This window comes from Pseudomonas sp. MONT-RG-20F-20-E-7-02, assembly GCF_022662395.1.
Lineage (GTDB): Bacteria > Pseudomonadota > Gammaproteobacteria > Pseudomonadales > Pseudomonadaceae > Aquipseudomonas.
The window spans coordinates 238,170-256,050 of record NZ_JAKNQN010000003.1 but is presented as its reverse complement, the minus strand read 5'-3'; the positions used below and the strand labels follow the sequence as shown (position 1 = coordinate 256,050).

The window sequence follows — 17,881 nt, the reverse complement described above, 5'->3', positions numbered from 1 at the left end:
ACTGGATGGAATGTGACGACTAACCCTATAAACCGCGCGCTTGGGGCATAATCCGCCACCACTGGATTGCGTCGAGCCAATCAGCTAAAAAGATGCCCAGCGCGAATAAGAGTTCACAAGTGTCGTGCATTTACTGCAATAACACTCGAACAACAACATATGTTCCCCACATTTTGGCAGAACAGCGCATTTTCGCTGTGCAGTGAGCCGAAAAAGGATATTCATGAAGAAGCTGTGTTTGCTCGGCCTTGTTGCCACTCTGGCCAGTCACCCCGTGTGGGCAGAAACAAAGCCTGCTGCGCTTAAAGACAAGGACGCCTTTGTCAGCGACCTGCTCAAGCAGATGACCCTGGATGAGAAGATCGGCCAGTTGCGCCTGATCAGCATCGGCCCCGAAATGCCCCGCGAGCTGATCCGCAAGGAAATCGCCGCCGGCCGCATCGGCGGCACGTTCAACTCGATCACCCGCCCGGAAAACCGTCCGATGCAGGACGCGGCCATGCGCAGCCGGTTGAAGATCCCGATGTTCTTCGCCTATGACGTGATCCACGGCCACCGCACAATTTTCCCGATCAGCCTGGCCCTGGCCTCCAGCTGGGACATGGACGCCATCGGCCGCTCCGGGCGCATCGCCGCCCAGGAAGCCGCCGCCGACAGCCTCGACATCACCTTTGCGCCGATGGTCGATATCTCCCGCGACCCGCGTTGGGGCCGTACGTCCGAAGGCTTCGGCGAAGACACCTATTTGGTCTCGCGCATCGCCGAAGTGATGGTCAAGGCTTTCCAGGGCACCAGCCCGGCCAATGCCGACAGCCTCATGGCCAGCGTCAAGCACTTCGCCCTGTACGGCGCGGTGGAAGGCGGTCGCGACTACAACGTGGTCGACATGAGCCCGGTCAAGATGTACCAGGACTACCTGCCGCCCTACCACGCGGCGATCAAGGCCGGTTCCGGTGGCGTGATGGTGGCGTTGAACTCGATCAACGGCGTACCCGCCACCGCCAACACCTGGCTGATGAACGACCTGCTGCGCAGAGACTGGGGCTTCAAAGGCCTGGCCGTCAGCGACCATGGCGCAATTGTCGAGCTGATCAAACACGGCGTGGCCAAGGACGGGCGTGAAGCCGCCAAGCTGGCGATCAAGGCCGGCATCGACATGAGCATGAACGACTCGCTGTACGGCAAGGAACTGCCCGGCCTGCTCAAGTCCGGCGAAATCGAACAAAGCGACATCGACAACGCCGTGCGCGAAGTGCTCGGCGCCAAGTACGACATGGGCCTGTTCAAGGACCCGTACCTGCGCATCGGCAAAGCCGAGGATGACCCGGCCGACACCGACGCCGAAAGCCGCCTGCACCGCAGCGACGCCCGCGATATCGCGCGCCGCAGCCTGGTGTTGCTGAAAAACCGGAACAACACCCTGCCGCTGAAAAAATCCGCGACCATCGCCCTGATCGGCCCGCTGGCCAAGGCGCCGATCGACATGATGGGCAGCTGGGCCGCCGCCGGCAAACCGGCGCAATCGGTGACACTGCTTGACGGCCTCAACGCGGTGATCGGCGAAAAAGGCAAAGTGATCTACGCGCGTGGCGCCAACATCACCAACGACAAGGCCGTGGTCGACTACCTCAACTTCCTCAACTTCGATGCCCCGGAAGTGGTGGATGACACACGCGCGCCGCAGGTGCTGATTGATGAGGCGGTAAAAGCCGCGAAGAATGCCGATGTGGTGGTGGCTGCCGTGGGCGAGTCCCGGGGCATGTCCCATGAATCCTCGAGCCGCACCGACCTGAACATCCCGCAAAGCCAGCGCGACCTGATCAAGGCGTTGAAGGCCACCGGCAAACCACTGGTGCTGGTGTTGATGAACGGCCGCCCGCTGTCGATTGTGGATGAGAACAAAGAAGCCGACGCGATCCTCGAAACCTGGTTCGCCGGCACCGAGGGCGGCAACGCCATCGCCGATGTGCTGTTCGGTGACTACAACCCATCGGGCAAGCTGCCGATCACCTTCCCACGTTCGGTTGGGCAGATTCCCACCTACTACAACCACCTGACCATCGGCCGGCCATTCACCCCTGGCAAGCCGGGCAACTACACCTCGCAATACTTCGATGACACCACCGGGCCGTTGTTTCCGTTCGGTTATGGCCTGAGCTACACCACGTTCAGCCTGTCGGACATGGCGCTGTCGTCCACCACCCTGAACAAGACCGGCAAGCTCGACGCCAGCGTCACGCTGAAAAACACCGGCAAGGTCGACGGCGAAACCGTGGTGCAGCTGTATATCCAGGACGTGGCCGGCTCGATGATCCGCCCGATCAAGGAGCTGAAAAACTTCCAGAAGGTCATGCTCAAGGCCGGTGAAGAGCGCACGTTGCACTTCACCATCACCGAGGAGGACTTGAAGTTCTACAACACCCAGCTCAAATTCGCCGCAGAACCGGGCGAATTTAATGTGCAGATCGGGCTCGACTCCCAGGATGTGCAGCAGCAGACGTTCGAGTTGTTGTAAGACGCGTAGCCCCCTCTTTTTAGAAGAGGGGGCTTACGCACCGAATCAGCAAACCCCGCAAAAAGTTAACTTTCCCTCCTCGCTACAAGCCAAGTCCTACATCACGCTCCCGCCCCCCTCGCACACCCTGTCAGCCTCATTTTTTTGCAGGTGTGTGGACCATGTCACCCACGGAAAACGCCCGAACGGCATCCGCAAAGGCACCCGTTCAATCATCACTCAAGCGAAATGCTCTGATCCTCTGTGTATTCGGCTGCTTGTCGGGCATGCCGGTTGAAGCCGCGAGCTATGTTGAACAAGGCCGACTGAACGATGCGGCCAGCTGGCGCAGTTAAGAGTTCAAGAGTAACTGGGGGCTGGCGGCAATCGGCGCTGACTTCGCTTATGCACGAGGGTTGAGTGGCGCCGGGGTGCAAATGGGGGTTTACGACTCAGGAGTCGACCTGCGCCACGGCGAGTTTGCCGGGAAGCCAACGATCGGCGTGCTTATGGCTGACACCGGTTGCAAGAGTGGGACCGTGCTGGAGGGAGGCTGCTTCTACACCGAAGGTGATCGGGCGGCAGTGATCGTTGTCGACTCATTGCCACCCGAAGCACTAGCCGAACTTGAAGAAGCTATTGCCGACGGCATCCTCACACGCAAACAACTTGATGAATATCTCGCAGTTGTAGGTGCTACGTACGAAGCGCATGGTACTCACGTTGCAGGCACAGCACTCGCCAATCGTGACGGCTCCGGAGTCCATGGTGTGGCTTACGCGGCCAACTTGAGCAGCGTGCGCAAATTCGGTAATACCTACCTGGGAGGCCCCATTGCCATAACAGATATTATGCGCGCGCCCCTCCCAACAGCGGCGTCGGTACACGCCGCCTATGCCCAATTGCACAGCCAGAATGTGCGTGTCGTCAATAATAGTTGGGGGAGTGCATTTTCGCCTGCGGATGAAGCAGAGCTGGACATTGCATTAAGCCAAACCGAAGGCCTTGTTTACTCGGAACTTAAGGCCATAGCAGACAACACTATCAAGTATGGGATGCTGCAAGTATGGTCAGCAGGCAACGTAACCGCAGCAAACGACTCCCCTCAAAATGCGCCAAATTCCGGGCTTCACCCGAACCTTCCACGTGCCATTGCAGAGCTGGAGCCGTATTGGTTGACTGTTGTCAACTTAACTAAAGAGCTGACGTTGAGCGATCATTCCCAGCGCTGCGGTTTCAGCAAAGACTGGTGTCTGGCCGCACCTGGAACGGATATCAACTCCTCTTGGGTCACCGGCTCAATACAAACCGAAAGCCATTATGACCAAGACGGTGGCGTCAACGGCTTCGCAGTCACCGGTGATAAACCCGAGCTTGGTTATGCGTTAAGTTCCGGCACCTCCATGGCTGCCCCCCACGTCACCGGCGGCCTGGCCCTGCTGATGGAACGCTTCCCCTACCTCGACAACCCGCAAATCCGCGACATATTGCTCACCACCGCCACCGACCTCGGCGCGCCGGGTGTGGACGACGTTTACGGCTGGGGCTTGATGAACCTGAAAAAAGCCATCGACGGCCCCGGCCAGTTGCGCGTCGACACCTCGGTGAACATGGACCGCCCTGCCGGTGGCGCAATCGTCTGGCAAGGCGGTGCCTGGGATGATTGGCGCAACGATATCGGCGGCCCCGGTCGCCTGGAAAAAACCGGCATCGGCTGGCTGCGCCTCAGCGGCAATAACAGCTTCGCCGGGGCCACGCTCAAGCAAGGCATCCTGGAGCTGGACGGCACCAACGCGCTCAAGGGCGACGTCAACGTCGACGGCGGCGTGCTGCGCCTGAACGGCTCCCTGGACGTGGCGGGCGATTACACACAAGCCGCCGGCTCAACCCTGATGACCGGGCTTGCGGACCAGGCAGCTCCAGCCAAACTGCAAGTCCAAAACCAGGCCTCCATCAACGGTGGCTCGCTGTACCTGAGCGCGCAACCCAATCACTATTACCTGGGCCAGCGCTACAGCATCCTGCAGGCCCAAGGTGCATTGACTGGCGAATTCACCTCGATTGACCGCCGCGAGTTCTCGCCTTTCCTCAGCGTTTCCCAGGTCAAGCAAGGCAATAACTTACTGGTGGAGTTTGGCCGCGGCCAGTCACTGGCTTCAACGGCGCAGACGACCAACCAACGCGCCGTCGCCAATGCTGCGGATGCTGAAACCTCGCCGTCACCACTGCTGCAACGCCTGACCGCGCTGTTTCCCGAGCAGGCGCCTTCAGCCCTCGACCAGTTGAGCGGCGAACTGCATGCCAGCACCCAAGCGGTGCTGATTGAAAACAGCCGTGTCGTGCGCCAGGCCGCACTCGACCGTCAGCGCCTGGCGCAAGACAGCCGCGTCGCCGCACTCGACGCCAGGCACCAAGGCGTCTGGGTGCAACTGCCGCGTCAATCCGGCCAACTTGCAGGCGACAGCAACACCACACGCACGGCCCACAACACCACAGGCCTGCTGCTTGGGTTTGACCACACACTCGAACAGGGCACTCGCGTGGGCGTAGTGGCGGGCAGTGGCCGTACGGATGTGCGGGCCGGTTCGCGTGGCAAAGCCAGCGTCGACACTTATCAATTGGCCCTGCACGCCGGCCACACGTGGGACGCGTTCGGCCTGTATGGCGGCATCGCCTATGCGCAACATGAGATCGAGACAAAACGCCGCGTCAGCTTCCCCGGCGTCGAGAACCGCCTGAGCGCCAAATACGCCAGCCGCACCGTGCAGACGTTTGCCGAGGCCAACTATACGTTCAGTCATGACGCCTGGGACTGGCAGCCGTACCTGCAACTGGCCAATGTGCAACAGCGCAGCGAAGGCTTCAAAGAACGCGGCGGCATGGCTGCACTGAAGGGCAAAGGCTCAAAGGAAAACGTCAACCTGACCACCGGTGGCGTGCGGGTCAACCTCGACCTGGGCAAGGCGCAAATCGGCCCGTCATGGCTGAGCCTGCGTGGCGGCCTGGCCTACACCCATGCCAGCGGCGACCTGCAACCGACCACGCAAGCAGCCTGGGACGGTGGCCGCGTGATGAGTGTCAGCGGTGCGCCGTTGGATCGCCTCAGCACCCGCCTGGAATTGGGCGCCACCGCGCGCCTGAGCCGCGACAGCAGTTTGGACTTCGGCTTCAGCCAACAGCGCGGTGAGCGCACGCGCGACCAAAGCCTCACGGCGCAATACACGTTGCAGTTTTAGTCAGCCAAGGCGGGGGCGCCCTACCCCCGCCGATCCAACAGGTTCACCACCAACCGATCAATCCAGCCCCACACCCGCTGCTTGACCCGCCGCCACAACGGCCGGGCCTTCCACGCCGCCAGGCTCACCGCCTGACTCTTTGCAAAATCACGCTCGAAACTGCCCGCCACGGCCAGCGTTAACTCAGGGTCCAAGGCTTCCAGATTGGCTTCCAGGTTGAAGCGCAAATTCCAGTGATCGAAATTGCACGAGCCAATGCTGACCCAATCATCCACCAGCACCATTTTGAGGTGCAGAAAGCACGGCTGGTATTCAAAAATCTGTACACCCGCACGCAGCAAACGCGGGTAGTAACGGTGCCCGGCGTAACGCACCGAAGGGTGATCGGTGCGCGGCCCGGTGAGCAACAAACGCACATCCACGCCGCGCCCGGCCGCGCGGCGCAACGCACGGCGCACGCTCCAGGTCGGCAGAAAATACGGCGTGGCCAGCCAAATACGTTGCTGGCTGCTGTTCAAGGCGCGAATCAACGACTGCAAAATATCGCGGTGCTGGCGGGCGTCGGCATACGCGACGCGCCCCAGGCCCGGCCCGGTCGCCGGCACCTTGGGCAGGCGCGCCAAACCGAAATGGGTGGCGGGCTTCCACTCGCGGCGCGCCGCATTCGCATGCCACTGACGGTCGAACAACGCTTGCCAATCCAGCACCAAGGGGCCGCTGATTTGCACCATTACTTCATGCCAATCGGCCGTGTCCTGCCCCGGCGTCCAGAACTCATCCGTCACCCCGGTTCCGCCAACCACGGCGATACGCTGGTCGACCAGCAACAGCTTGCGGTGGTCGCGGTACAGGTTGCGCATCCAGCGCCGCCAGCTCAGGCGATTATAGAAACGCAACTCCACACCGGCGTCGGTCAGGCGTTTACGCAACCCCAAGGTAAACGCCAGGCTGCCGTAATCATCAAACAGGCAACGCACTCGCACGCCACGTTCGGCGGCCAGCACCAGCGCTTGCACCATGGCCTCGGCGCAGGCCCCGGCTTCCACCAGGTACAACTCCACATCGACGTGCTGCTCAGCGCGGGCAATCGCCACCAGCATCTGCGGGAAAAAGCGTGGCCCGTCGATCAGCAACTCGAAACGGTTGGCGCTGCGCCACGGGAACACCGCGCCGCTCATCTCAACGCGCCGTAAAGATCAGTACCGCACCCACCGGCACCGACAAACTGATCGACTTCAACCCAGCCGCCTTACGCAACGCCGCCACACCCGGCGCCAGATCGAAATCCTCGGCATGCAACACCACCGGTTCCAGGGTCACTACCTGGAAGCGCCGGTCATCCAGGCGCGTGGCCAGCAACTCGGCGCTGTAGGTTTGGGTCTTGCCGTGCAGGGTGACGTTCAGGGGCAGGCGCAATTCCACTTGTGCGCCGGGGGCCAGATCATTGATGGGTTGCAGGTTGATCCGTGCACTGATCAGCGCTTCGGGAAAGGCCTTGATCTGGAACAGGTCATTGCGCATGCGCTCATCGCGCAGCGGAATGCCGCTGTTGATTGACTCAAGCTCCACTTCCAGCTGCGCCGCGCCCTGACTGTCGACCTTGCCGTGCAACACCAGGAAACGCTGCACTTCGGCGATCTCGGTATTTTTGGTGGTGACGAACGACAGGCGTGAGGATTCGTTATCCAAATACCAGTCGGCGTGGGCAGGCAGAGCGGCAGCCGTCAGCAGCGTGAAGGCGAGGGGTTTGACGTTGAACATAAAGACTCGTGAGGCAAAAAACCTGGACGAACCTTAACTGTGCCGGGTGCCGGGCGCAATGTAACTGACAAAGCCGAACAAGGTGGGAGCTGGCTTGCCTGCGAAAGCGGTGTGTCAGTCAGCGGGTTCATTCACTGACTGACCGCAATCGCAGGCAAGCCAGCTCCCACATTTTTGTTCAGCGGTGACTGTCAGGCCAGCGCCCGCTGCACATCGCGCACCGTCGCTTCAAGGCTGGCCATATGCAGGTTCAACACACGCTCCACCGGCGCCTGATGCATCGGCCAGTGCAATGCCATGCTGCCGACCAGCCGCCCATTGGCCTGCACCGGCAACGCCACCGCGCGTATCAGGAATGGCAGGCGCACCGTGTATTCCCAATAACCTTCGGTGCGCTGGCCAAACCCTTGGTGCTGGGTTTGCTCGCAGGTGTGCAACTGCTCATCGGCCGCCACATGATCGCGGCCCGCCAGGCGTTGCACCTCTTCGGCGGGCAGCTGCGTCAGGCACGCCTTGCCCATCGCCGAGTGAAACAGGCTGGCGTGCTGGCCGACGATCTGGCAATTGTTCGGATACAACTTGCGCAGCACGCTGGGGATCGCGCTTTCCATGACCTCCAGGCGCTCGCCATCAAAACAGGATAAATCCACCACCAGCCCAGTGCGTTCGCTCAATTCCAGCAGCCACGGCGCGGCGCTTTCCACCACCTGGCGCTTGAAGCGTTGCTGGGTGTCGCCGAACAAGCGCTGGGCGCGCAGGCGATAACGGCGATCGCTCAGGCCGCGATAGACCCAACCCTGCTCTTGCAGGGTCAGCAACATGCGCGACACGGTGGCCTTGGGCAGGCGCGTCAGATAATGCAGCTCCTCCAACCCCAACGCCTGGTGTTCACCGAGCAATTCGACAATTGCCAGTGCGCGCTCAACCGACCGTACGGTGCCTGTCTCGGCGTGGCTGCCCATGTTCGATCTCCTTGTTGCCGGTGGATGATCATTGTTCACAGCAAGATACAGGCCCGGTTGCGCGTCAACTGCCCGATGCAAGGCACGCCGGTGGCCGGCGCTGCACCCATTGGGTCAACTGTTCATGGGCGTACGCCAATTGCAGCACCGCGCGGTCGGCCTGGGCCGGGCCGATGATCTGCAGGCCCATGGGCATGCCGCCAGGGTTGAACCCCACCGGGATACTCATGCTCGGCAGACCGGCGAGTGTCGGCCCGATCACCACCTCCATCCAGCGGTGGTAGGTGTCCATTTCGCGCCCGCCAACGAGGCGCGGCCACGCCTGTTGTGCATCGAAAGGGAACACCTGGGCGGTGGGCAGCAACAGGAAATCGTAACGTTCGAACAACGTGGCCAGGGCGCGATACCACTCGCTGCGATCCACCGACGCCTGGTACACCTGCTGGGCACTCAAGCCCAGGCCGCCCTCCACTTCCCATTGCGCCTCGGGTTTGAGCAACGCACGTTTTTGCGGGTTGGCGTAGGCCGCGCCGAGATTGCCGTGCACCAGCCAATGGCGGTGCACCAACCAACTGCGCCATAGCCGCGCCAGGGAAAACGCCGGCTGGCAGCTTTCTACCTCACACCCCAGCGTGACGAAATCGCCAAGGGCCGATTCGCACAGGCTCAGCACGCCGTCGTCCATCGGCAGGTAACCGTTGTAATCCCCCAGCCAACCCAGGCGCGCGCCTTTAAAGTCGCGCTGCAAGGGTTCGCCGAACACCGTCGGGTCGTCTTTGGATGACAACGGCACCCGCGGGTCGTAACCGGCCTGGATGCTCAGCAACCGCGCCACATCGGTCACACTGCGGCCCATGGGGCCTTCGGTGCCCAGTTGCTGCACGAACACTTCCGGCATCGGCCCGTGCGGCACGCGCCCTTGCGACGGGCGCAGGCCAAACACATTGTTGAACGCGGCCGGGTTGCGCAGCGAACCCATCATGTCGCTGCCATCGGCCACCGGCAGCATGCGCAGCGCCAGGGCCACCGCCGCCCCGCCACTGCTGCCGCCCGCCACCCGGCGTGGGTCATAGGCATTGCTGGTGGTGCCGAACAGGGTGTTGTAGGTCTGCGAGCCGAGGCCGAATTCCGGCACGTTGGTCTTGCCGATAATGATCGCGCCGCTGGCCCGCACCCGTGCCACGCTGATTGCATCTTCGCTGGGCACATGCTCGGCAAACAACGGCGAGCCCAAGGTGGTGCGCAAGCCCTGGGTGGCGGCCAGGTCCTTGATCGCCTGGGGCATGCCGTGCATCCAGCCGCGCGATTGGCCCAGGGCCAGTTCGCGATCACAGGCCCGCGCCTCGGCCAATACATCATCGGCGTCGCGCAACGACACCAGCGCATTCACGCGCGGGTTGAAGCGCTGGATCTGCGCCAGGTACGCGTGCATCACCTCTTCACACGACACGTGCCGCGCATGAATCGCCCGCGACAGCTCAGTCGCGTCCCACTCAACAATGCTCAAGGCTTCACCTCACTTGAAAACGGCAGCGGCCTATTCGCCCGCGGTGCCTCCTGCATGCAGTAAGTGCCCAGCAGCGTCAGCACGCAAGCGAACAGCACGTAAAACGATGGCGCCACTGGCGTACCCAGCACTTTGGTCAGCCAGGTGACGATCAACGGCGCAAAGCCGCCGAACACCATCACCGCCACGTTATAGGCCACCGACACGCCGGTCGAGCGCACCTCGATAGGAAACTGCTCGGCCAAGGCCGTCGGCGCCGGGCCAAAGAAACCGCCGATGGCCGTGCAGAGCAGCACTTGCATCACCAGCAAACGCTCGATGGACGGCGCAGCGGCCACCCACACATACAACGGATAGACCATCACGAAGAAGGCCAGGGTGAAAGCCATCAACACCGGGCGCCGCCCGAGGCGATCCGAGAGCAGGCCGGACAGCGGAATCACCACGGTCATCAGCGCCACCGCAAACATCTGCACCATCAGCACTTGGTCCAGCGGCAGGCCGAGGCTTTTGTGGGCGAAGGTCGGCATGTTCACCAGCACCACGTAGAACGACACCGTCGCGCCGCAAGCCAGGCCCATCGACACCAGGATGCTGCGTCGATGCTCACGCAGCACGTCCATCAAACTCGGCGCCGGGCCGGTGGCCTGTTTGCGCGCCTGGATGAACTCTTCCGGGTCTTCCATGTGCCGGCGAATCCACAGCCCCACCGGGCCGATCAGCAAACCCAATACGAACGGCACACGCCAGCCCCACAGGTCGAGGGTGTGCGGCGAAAAGAAATGCGTGGCCAGCGCCACCATCGCCGCACCACCAAACACCGCCAGGCATTGCCCCACCAATTGCCAGGAGCCATACAAGCCCTTGCGATGGGCCGGTGCACTCTCCACCAGAAACGCCGTGGCACTCGCGTATTCACCGCCGGTGGCAAAGCCTTGAAGCATGCGCGCCACCACGATCAGCAACGGCGCGCCCATGCCGATGGCGGCGTAATTGGGCGCAAAGGCGATCAGCGCGATGGACACCGTCATCAGCCGGATAATCAACTGCATCGCCGCCTTGCGGCCTTTGCGGTCGGAGTAGATGCCCAGCAGGATGCCGCCCACCGGGCGCATGAAAAAGCCCACGCCGAAGGTGGCCAGGGCCATTAACAGCGAGGCGTATTCGTCCTGCGAGGGGAAAAACTGCCGGGCGATGATGCTGGCCAGAAAGCCGTAAACGATAAAGTCATACCATTCCAGCGCGTTGCCGATCACCGCCGCCACCACCTGGCGGGTGCGCGAAACACCGGGTTTTGAAATCTGCATGAGGAACACTCCATTCAACCGATAAGGGCAAGGGTCCAGCGGCAGAAAAAAGGTGGTCGTCAGGCAGGCTTGAGCCAGCTCTCGGCCAGCGCGCCCCAATAGGCGGCGCCGGTCAGCAGGATGTCGTCGTTAAAGTCATAGGCGGGGTTATGCACCATCGGCCGCGACACGCCGTTGCCGATAAACAGGTAACTGCCGGGGCAGCGTTGCAGCATCCAGGCGAAGTCTTCGCTGCCCATCAGCGTGCGGGTGTTGCCGTCCACCGCCTCGGCGCCGAGCAAGGCCACGCCGACCTGGCGGGCGAACTCGGTTTCTTCGGCGTGGTTGACCAGCACCGGGTAGGCCGGGCGGTGTTCGATCTGCACCGTGCAGCCGAAGCTGGCGGCCTGGGTTTGGATGATGGCATTGACGCGCTCCAGCATCTGCTCGCGCACTTTGGGGTTCAGTGCGCGCAGGCTCAGGCGCAACAGGGCTTGCTGAGGAATCACATTGGCGGCCTGCCCTGCTTGCAGCGCGCCGACCGTGACCACGGCGGCTTCCTGGGTGTCGATGTTGCGCGACACCACCGTCTGTAACGCCATGACCATACTCGCCGCCGCAACCAACGGGTCCACCGTCAAATGCGGCATGGAACCATGCCCGCCGACGCCTTCCAGCGTCACAGTCAGCAAGTCCTGGGACGCCATCATCGGGCCGACCCGCAAGCCCAAATGCCCAGCGGGCAAGCCTGGCATATTGTGCATCCCGAACAAGCCGTCACAGGGGAAACGCTCGAGCAAACCGTCCGCCAACATCGCCTCGGCGCCGCCCTGGCCTTCTTCGGCGGGCTGGAAAATCAGGTTCAACGTACCGTCGAATTGCCGCGTCGCCGCCAGGTAACGCGCGGCGCCGAGCAGCATGGTGGTGTGGCCGTCATGCCCACAGGCGTGCATGCACCCGGCGTGCTGGCTGGTGTAGGCCGCACCGGTGTTTTCGATGATGGGCAAGGCGTCCATGTCGGCGCGAATGCCCAACGTACGCGAGCTGCTGCCATTGCGCAGCACGCCGACCACACCGGTTTTGCCGATGCCGGTGTGCACGTCATAACCCCAATTTCTCAAGGATTGCGCGACGAGCGCCGAGGTGCGGTTTTCTTCAAAACCGAGTTCGGGATGGGCGTGGATGTCTTGACGCACGGCGTGCAAGTCGCTGGCGACGTCGCTGAGCCAATCCAGAATGTGCTGGTGTGGGCGCATGGTGATTCTCCTCACAGGCGGGTGTTCCCGTTCTTGTTTGCGACACATCGCCAGCTAACCGCGATGTGGGCGGGAGGACAATCAAAGGTGGTTCCACTGGGTGGAACCTGCTCCTGTGGCGAGCAAGCTTGCTTGCGCCGGGGGGCGAAGCGCCCCCAAAACGAGGGGGCCAACAAATAGAGGTTCCGCTCTCAGAAAGCAGAGGCCACGCGAACGGGCACTATTTTTTCAGCCACAACCACAGCCCATAAAAGGCGCCAAGCGGAATGGCAAAAACGAAATAAAACATCCATAGCAGTACGTGACCACCATGAGATGCGGCGGCCCGTAGGGGATGTGTCGCCCAAAAATCTTTTCCAGTAAAACGAAAGACAACGTTTTCAACTGCACGCCTGGCCAGCGGGAACAACAGCGCATTAACCCCGCAGATCAAGATATAGATGGTGGCCTTATCGCTTGATTTAAAAACGGAGACGCTCATGCAAAAAATAAACAGCGCAATAACGAAGCTTTTTAAATAATAGTTTTTCTCCAGGCCCATTCGCGTTCTCATCATCCTGAAGTAGTTTTCGGCCTTGCGCCCCAGCGTCATAAGTCTCCTTTCTATGCCTGTTAACGGCCGACGTGAGTGGGGTCGGCCGCGGGCAAGGTTACTACAGGGGCGCGCACTGGAAGCACAGCGCAGATTGCGGACAGCTATTGGCCACCGGTTGCGACGGCGCGTGCATAGAGTTAACCTCGCCTCCGTCGCTGCTCATCAGTGACCGGGCGTGGAATCCCGAGAAAGAAGACGCTACAGCGTCGTCATACAATCAGTCGGCGCTTTTTTGTGCCCGCTGTTTGTGCTTTATGGCGGCTGTGCGTGGGAGGCCTTGTGCCTGCCGAGTCGCTTCTTCTCGGATTCCAACCTGCGTACAGCTGCCACCCCCACGCTTGGAATCGTGACTGGCAGCTCTTTTTGGTTGTACCAAAGGAGCAAGCTTATGCCGTACGAAATACCCTCAGCCGAAACCATCGGCGCCGCCACCTTCGCAGACTGCGGAGAGAACAAAAGCCATCTGAAAGTGTTCCGCGTCAACGCCGGGGTTCCGCTCGTAGAAGCCCTCGAACACGCATCCCACGTGCTCTATTACGCGAAAATGCTCTCCCTTGAAGCCGCCATGGATCCCAAGGCGGAGAAGTTTGCATTCGCCTCGCATTACCTGGGGGAAATGGGTAAGGCCATCATTGATGACTTGCTGCTGGCTATGCAGCCTGGTAATCAAACCCCGCAGTAAGTCGTTCGCGCCCGGTGCAGTGCATCGGGCGCCGGCTTGCCTGCTCCCACAGAAAATCCTGGGTGTGTCAGGGGTTGAGGCGGCAGCCTTGACGGTCGCCTAGCCACCGCGCCGTGTGCGTGCGCCCCAACCCGCTCGCCGTCACTTCACTGCGCTCCGGGTTGTCGCTGAATGCGCTGGTCGGCACGTATTGCTTCACATACCCGAGGCAATACTCGGCGGGATTGTTCTGCACATACCGGCACGAGCAGTACTCCTTGGCCGTGTACGCCGCGATGATGTCGGGGAAGGCTTGCAGGTTGACGCGTTCGTGCCACACCCAGCCCAGCAGGGCCAGTAACAGCAGCAGAAAAACGCTGATAAACGGATGACGACGAATCATGGTTGCACCGCCGCAAGCACGCGTTTGAGCAGTTCGTTGTGGCGGTACGTGCCGTCGCGGTCATCGCCATAACGCACGATCACCAGGTGTTCATCGGGCAGCACGTACAGCGCCTGGCCCCAGTGGCCGAGGGCGGCGAAGGTGTCGGCGGGTGCGTCGGGCCATGGTTTTGGGGCGCCCTGGTTGAGCCACCATTGCCCACCGGGCACGGCTTCGTCCTGGCCGGGTTTGTACTTGTCGAAGGGTTTGCGGTTGAAGGCGACCCATTCTCTGGGCAGCAACTGCTGCTCACCCCAGCGACCGTCGCGCGCCATCAGCAGGCCGACCCGCGCCAAGTCGCGAGCGGTGAGGTAGGCATAGGACGAGGCGACGAAAGTTTCGTCGGCGTCGGTTTCCCAGGTGGCGTCGTGAATGCCCAGCGGCTTGAACAGCGCATCCCACGGGTAACTCATATAGGCCTTGTGGCCGAGCATGCCTTTGAGCGCGGCGGAGAGGATGTTGCTGTCGCCGCTGGAATAACGGAAGGCCTGGCCCGGTGCGGCGGCGGCTTCGGTGTCGGCGGCAAACTCGGCCATGTCGGCGCGGCCTCGGGTGTAGAGCATCGCCACCACCGAGGATTTCAGCGGCGCGTATTCGTAGTCTTCCTGCCAATCCAGGCCCGAGGCCCAGTGCAGCAGGTCGGCCAGGGTCACCTTGGGGTGCTGTTTCATCGGCGGGTAGAAGCGTGCGGCGGGGTCGGTGAGTTTGAAGCGGTTTTCGCCGTAGGCCACGCCGAGCACGGTGGCCATCAGGCTTTTGCTGACGGACCAGGTCAGGTGCGGCGTGCTGGCGGTGGTGGGTGCGGCGTAGCGTTCGTAGATGATCTCGCCATCGCGGATTACCAGCAGCGCGTCGGTGCGAATGCCTTGGCGGGTGGCGTCGTCACGGGGTGGAAAAGCGTAGCTATCCAGAGCATCGACAGCGGGTCCCGAGAGCGTCGCACCCCTGGCCCAGTCCTTGTCAGGCCAGGTTTCGGCATGGGCGGCGACGGTGACAAACAGCAGGGCAACGCACAACAAGCCTCGGACCATGGACGCAAACTCAAGGGGGCATTCAAGCCCGCGAGCCTAGCCCGGAAAAGTGACAAGTTAGCGACAGCGATCCTCCTCAGCGGCCAGGGTTGTGCTGAAAAAACCGGTCATGGCTTAAACGCGTACGCTTGATAGATCGAAGTGGTGGGCGGCGTACCGCCCTTTTTCCCCCAGCGCTCCTCATGCCCATCAGCGGCAAACTCAATATGGCTGCCAGACTGGAACATCCCCATCCTGCCGTTAACCAGTTCGTGGATCGACACGGGTTCCACCTGCTCCCATAACCCCAGCCGCCTGAAGGCATATTCAGCGCTACTGCCGCCACTGCACAGCACCTTCAGGGCCTGGCTGTACGTTCCATACCCGGCCTCCAGGTAACGCTTGGCGCTGACCGCAAACAGGAAATTGGCGTACAGCAACGTCGTAGGGTCCTCGCCTTTGAAACCCGCTGCGGCGGCGGCCTGTTTGAGTTCTTCTCTGCTCAGGTACGTCGACTCGCCGTTTCTCAGGACAATCTGAAAGCCATCGGCTGTTTCTTTTACAGACTTGAATACATCCAGCGGGCTTTTACCGAATTGCATCATCGCCAGCTTGATCACCGCGATGGCCAGGCAGTTATCGGCCCCCCACTGGCTGAAGTCCCCCCAAATATTCTCAGGTTTGCCCCTTGGGTAATCATGTATCCACCGGTAGTCATACAGCTGCGAACCAAGAATGACCGGGCGATTGCTCATTTTTGTGCCATAGCTGCGGCCGTCCTGAGGGTTCACTCCGGTCTTGCCGTCAAGGGGTGAACCCTGCAAATGCCCGGCGCCTTGAACGTCCCATTGCGCGGGAGGGAGGGTCCACTCGATTGAATTCGGCATGTCTTTTTCCCTATTGAACAAAGGTTTTTCGTCATATATGCATCAGCATCCCACCGTCTAATTGGTGGACGGGCGCAATCGAGTTCCACCCAAGCCTGGTGCCTAACCCCGAGGCCTGTCATCCAACCGTCACCGTAACTTCATGGTGCTGACACCGAGCCTACCTAGCCTGAGTTTGGACAAACAAGTCGACCGGCCGGTAAGTGGCCGGCACTCGGAGATTCGCCATGACTCAGATCGCCCGCATCAGCGACACCGGCAATGAACGCCGTCTGCAAGCCGAACGCCTGGTTGGCGCACAGGCGCTGCAGGAAGCCCAGGCCCTGCGGTTCAACGTGTTCAGCGGCGAGTTCAACGCCAAGCTGAAAGGCGCGGAACTGGGTCTGGACATGGATGACTATGATGTTCACTGCAGCCACATCGGCGTGCGCGATTTGAACAGCGGTCGACTGGTGGCCACCACCCGTCTGCTCGACCACCAGGCCGCGAGCACCTTGGGCCGGTTCTACAGCGAAGAAGAATTCAGCCTGCATGGTTTGCTGCACCTGCAAGGCCCGATCCTGGAGATCGGCCGTACCTGCGTCGACCCGGCTTATCGCAACGGCGGCACCATCGCGGTGTTGTGGGGCGAGTTGGCGGAAGTCTTGAACCAGGGCGGCTACAGCTACTTGATGGGTTGCGCGAGCATCCCGATGCACGACGGCGGCATCCAGGCCCACGCGATCATGCAGCGCCTGCGCGAACGCTACCTGTGCAACGAACACCTGCGCGCCGAGCCGAAAAAGCCGCTGCCGGCGCTGGACCTGCCGACCAACGTGATCGCCGAAATGCCGCCTCTGCTCAAGGCCTATATGCGCCTGGGCGCGAAGATCTGCGGCGAGCCGTGCTGGGATGAAGATTTCCAGGTGGCCGACGTGTTTATCCTGCTCAAGCGCGACGAGCTGTGCCCGCGTTACGCCCGCCACTTCAAGGCGGCCATGTAATGGCTCGCCTTCGGGTGTACGGGCGCATTGCCCGAGTGCTGCTGGTGGTGGCGCTGGGCTTGAGCATGGCCAGTGTGTTTGGTGTGTTCGAGCGTTTGGGTGTGGCGAATTCGATGGTGCGGCGCCAGCGTTGGTCGCGGTTTTTTATGGCGCGGCTGACCAACGCCCTGCCCTTTCGCGTGACGGTGCACGGTGAGCTGCCGCAAACGCCGATGCTGTGGGTGAGCAATCACGTGTCGTGGACCGACATCCCGCTGCTGGGCATGGTCACGCCGCTGTCGTTTTTGTCCAAGGCCGAAGTGCGCACCTGGCCGGTGGCCGGTTGGTTGGCAGCCAAGGCCGGCAGTTTGTTTATCCGCCGTGGTTCGGGCGACAGCCAGTTGATCCGCAAGCAGATGACTCGTCACCTGGAGCAACAGCACCCGCTGCTGATGTTCCCGGAAGGCACCACCACCGACGGGCGCAGCCTGCGCACCTTCCACGGGCGTTTGCTGGCCAGTGCGATTGATGCCGATGTGTCGCTGCAACCGGTGGCGATTCGTTACCTGCGCGACGGGCAAGTGGATGCGCTGGCGCCGTTTATTGGCGATGACGATTTGCTCTCACACCTGATGCGTCTGTTTGCCAACGACCAGGGCGATGTGGAAATCCATGTGCTCAAGCCGATTGCCTGCGCCGGGCAGGAACGCGCGGCGCTGGCATTCCAGGCGCAACAGGCGGTGCAGAAGGCGTTGTTTGGGCCGTTGCCGGAGGCGGAGCAGGTGGATGCTCGGCCGGCGTTTGCGGCCTAAGATGAACTGA

At 61.7% G+C, this 17,881-nt stretch carries 15 protein-coding genes; 5 read left to right on the top strand and 10 right to left on the bottom strand.

All coding sequences use genetic code 11. The features are described from left to right. Positions 1-223 precede the first annotated feature (223 nt). Together bglX and L8I05_RS10180 are read left to right on the top strand one after the other, a co-directional pair. A complete protein-coding gene (bglX, locus tag L8I05_RS10185) occupies positions 224-2,515 on the top strand; it encodes a beta-glucosidase BglX (RefSeq protein WP_242168703.1) in 2,292 nt (763 codons plus the stop codon). 416 nt (positions 2,516-2,931) lie between these two features. Further along, positions 2,932-5,730 carry an autotransporter serine protease gene (locus L8I05_RS10180; RefSeq protein WP_242168701.1) on the top strand — a complete coding sequence of 933 codons (2,799 nt, stop codon included), beginning with the start codon at positions 2,932-2,934 and terminating at the stop codon, positions 5,728-5,730. 20 nt (positions 5,731-5,750) lie between these two features. Here the strand turns inward: L8I05_RS10180 and L8I05_RS10175 are convergent, their stop codons facing one another. The 7 genes from L8I05_RS10175 to L8I05_RS10145 all read right to left on the bottom strand — a co-directional run bounded on the left by L8I05_RS10175 (position 5,751) and on the right by L8I05_RS10145 (position 13,094). Continuing rightward, positions 5,751-6,908, bottom strand: a complete 1,158-nt coding sequence (locus L8I05_RS10175; RefSeq protein WP_242168699.1) for a phosphatidylserine/phosphatidylglycerophosphate/cardiolipin synthase family protein — start codon at positions 6,906-6,908, stop codon at positions 5,751-5,753. A gap of 1 nt (position 6,909) precedes the next feature. Continuing rightward, positions 6,910-7,491 carry a YceI family protein gene (locus tag L8I05_RS10170; protein ID WP_177016189.1) on the bottom strand — a complete coding sequence of 194 codons (582 nt, stop codon included), beginning with the start codon at positions 7,489-7,491 and terminating at the stop codon, positions 6,910-6,912. Positions 7,492-7,682: 191 nt separating this feature from the next. Beyond that, positions 7,683-8,453: a helix-turn-helix domain-containing protein gene (locus tag L8I05_RS10165; protein WP_242168697.1), complete on the bottom strand. Its 771-nt coding sequence runs from the start codon at positions 8,451-8,453 to the stop codon at positions 7,683-7,685. Positions 8,454-8,517: 64 nt separating this feature from the next. Then, complete coding sequence (locus L8I05_RS10160; protein ID WP_242168695.1) at positions 8,518-9,960, bottom strand: amidase; 1,443 nt, start codon at positions 9,958-9,960, stop codon at positions 8,518-8,520. Next, on the bottom strand, positions 9,957-11,267 hold the full coding sequence (locus tag L8I05_RS10155) for a citrate-proton symporter (protein ID WP_242168693.1): 1,311 nt from the start codon (positions 11,265-11,267) through the stop codon (positions 9,957-9,959). Before L8I05_RS10155 ends, L8I05_RS10160 begins: the two co-directional genes overlap by 4 nt. A 59-nt stretch (positions 11,268-11,326) precedes the next feature. Further along, a complete protein-coding gene (locus L8I05_RS10150) occupies positions 11,327-12,502 on the bottom strand; it encodes a M20 aminoacylase family protein (protein WP_242168691.1) in 1,176 nt (391 codons plus the stop codon). A gap of 220 nt (positions 12,503-12,722) precedes the next feature. Then, a complete protein-coding gene (locus tag L8I05_RS10145) occupies positions 12,723-13,094 on the bottom strand; it encodes a colicin E1 family microcin immunity protein (protein WP_242168689.1) in 372 nt (123 codons plus the stop codon). A gap of 391 nt (positions 13,095-13,485) precedes the next feature. Between L8I05_RS10145 and L8I05_RS10140 the strand changes: the two genes are divergently transcribed. After that, on the top strand, positions 13,486-13,779 hold the full coding sequence (locus L8I05_RS10140) for a DUF3077 domain-containing protein (protein ID WP_145162787.1): 294 nt from the start codon (positions 13,486-13,488) through the stop codon (positions 13,777-13,779). Between the two features lie 67 nt (positions 13,780-13,846). Here the strand turns inward: L8I05_RS10140 and L8I05_RS10135 are convergent, their stop codons facing one another. The 3 genes from L8I05_RS10135 to L8I05_RS10125 form a co-directional block, all read right to left on the bottom strand. Continuing rightward, positions 13,847-14,161 (bottom strand): amidase, encoded by a 315-nt coding sequence (locus L8I05_RS10135; protein WP_197624202.1) that lies wholly within the window; start codon positions 14,159-14,161, stop codon positions 13,847-13,849. Further along, a complete protein-coding gene (locus L8I05_RS10130) occupies positions 14,158-15,231 on the bottom strand; it encodes a serine hydrolase (RefSeq protein ID WP_242168687.1) in 1,074 nt (357 codons plus the stop codon). The genes L8I05_RS10135 and L8I05_RS10130 overlap by 4 nt, the downstream gene beginning before the upstream one ends. 107 nt (positions 15,232-15,338) lie before the next feature. Continuing rightward, positions 15,339-16,097 (bottom strand): hypothetical protein, encoded by a 759-nt coding sequence (locus L8I05_RS10125; protein WP_242168685.1) that lies wholly within the window; start codon positions 16,095-16,097, stop codon positions 15,339-15,341. A gap of 227 nt (positions 16,098-16,324) precedes the next feature. Between L8I05_RS10125 and olsB the strand changes: the two genes are divergently transcribed. Together olsB and L8I05_RS10115 are read left to right on the top strand one after the other, a co-directional pair. Next, positions 16,325-17,080, top strand: a complete 756-nt coding sequence (gene olsB, locus L8I05_RS10120; RefSeq protein ID WP_032888332.1) for an L-ornithine N(alpha)-acyltransferase — start codon at positions 16,325-16,327, stop codon at positions 17,078-17,080. Continuing rightward, positions 17,080-17,871: a lysophospholipid acyltransferase family protein gene (locus tag L8I05_RS10115; RefSeq protein ID WP_242168683.1), complete on the top strand. Its 792-nt coding sequence runs from the start codon at positions 17,080-17,082 to the stop codon at positions 17,869-17,871. The genes olsB and L8I05_RS10115 overlap by 1 nt, the downstream gene beginning before the upstream one ends. The last annotated feature ends 10 nt before the right edge of the window (positions 17,872-17,881 follow it).

Bases quoted from the DNA above. Each gene is read 5' to 3' on its own strand.
- L8I05_RS10115 (WP_242168683.1), top strand. From the start codon at position 17,080: ATGGCTCGCCTTCGGGTGTACGGGCGCATTGCCCGAGTGCTGCTGGTG.
- olsB (WP_032888332.1), top strand. From the start codon at position 16,325: ATGACTCAGATCGCCCGCATCAGCGACACCGGCAATGAACGCCGTCTG.
- L8I05_RS10130 (WP_242168687.1), bottom strand. From the start codon at position 15,231: ATGGTCCGAGGCTTGTTGTGCGTTGCCCTGCTGTTTGTCACCGTCGCC.
- L8I05_RS10155 (WP_242168693.1), bottom strand. From the start codon at position 11,267: ATGCAGATTTCAAAACCCGGTGTTTCGCGCACCCGCCAGGTGGTGGCG.
- L8I05_RS10175 (WP_242168699.1), bottom strand. From the start codon at position 6,908: ATGAGCGGCGCGGTGTTCCCGTGGCGCAGCGCCAACCGTTTCGAGTTG.
- L8I05_RS10180 (WP_242168701.1), top strand. From the start codon at position 2,932: ATGGGGGTTTACGACTCAGGAGTCGACCTGCGCCACGGCGAGTTTGCC.
- L8I05_RS10150 (WP_242168691.1), bottom strand. From the start codon at position 12,502: ATGCGCCCACACCAGCACATTCTGGATTGGCTCAGCGACGTCGCCAGC.
- L8I05_RS10125 (WP_242168685.1), bottom strand. From the start codon at position 16,097: ATGCCGAATTCAATCGAGTGGACCCTCCCTCCCGCGCAATGGGACGTT.
- L8I05_RS10165 (WP_242168697.1), bottom strand. From the start codon at position 8,453: ATGGGCAGCCACGCCGAGACAGGCACCGTACGGTCGGTTGAGCGCGCA.
- L8I05_RS10170 (WP_177016189.1), bottom strand. From the start codon at position 7,491: ATGTTCAACGTCAAACCCCTCGCCTTCACGCTGCTGACGGCTGCCGCT.
- L8I05_RS10145 (WP_242168689.1), bottom strand. From the start codon at position 13,094: ATGACGCTGGGGCGCAAGGCCGAAAACTACTTCAGGATGATGAGAACG.
- bglX (WP_242168703.1), top strand. From the start codon at position 224: ATGAAGAAGCTGTGTTTGCTCGGCCTTGTTGCCACTCTGGCCAGTCAC.
- L8I05_RS10140 (WP_145162787.1), top strand. From the start codon at position 13,486: ATGCCGTACGAAATACCCTCAGCCGAAACCATCGGCGCCGCCACCTTC.
- L8I05_RS10135 (WP_197624202.1), bottom strand. From the start codon at position 14,161: ATGATTCGTCGTCATCCGTTTATCAGCGTTTTTCTGCTGCTGTTACTG.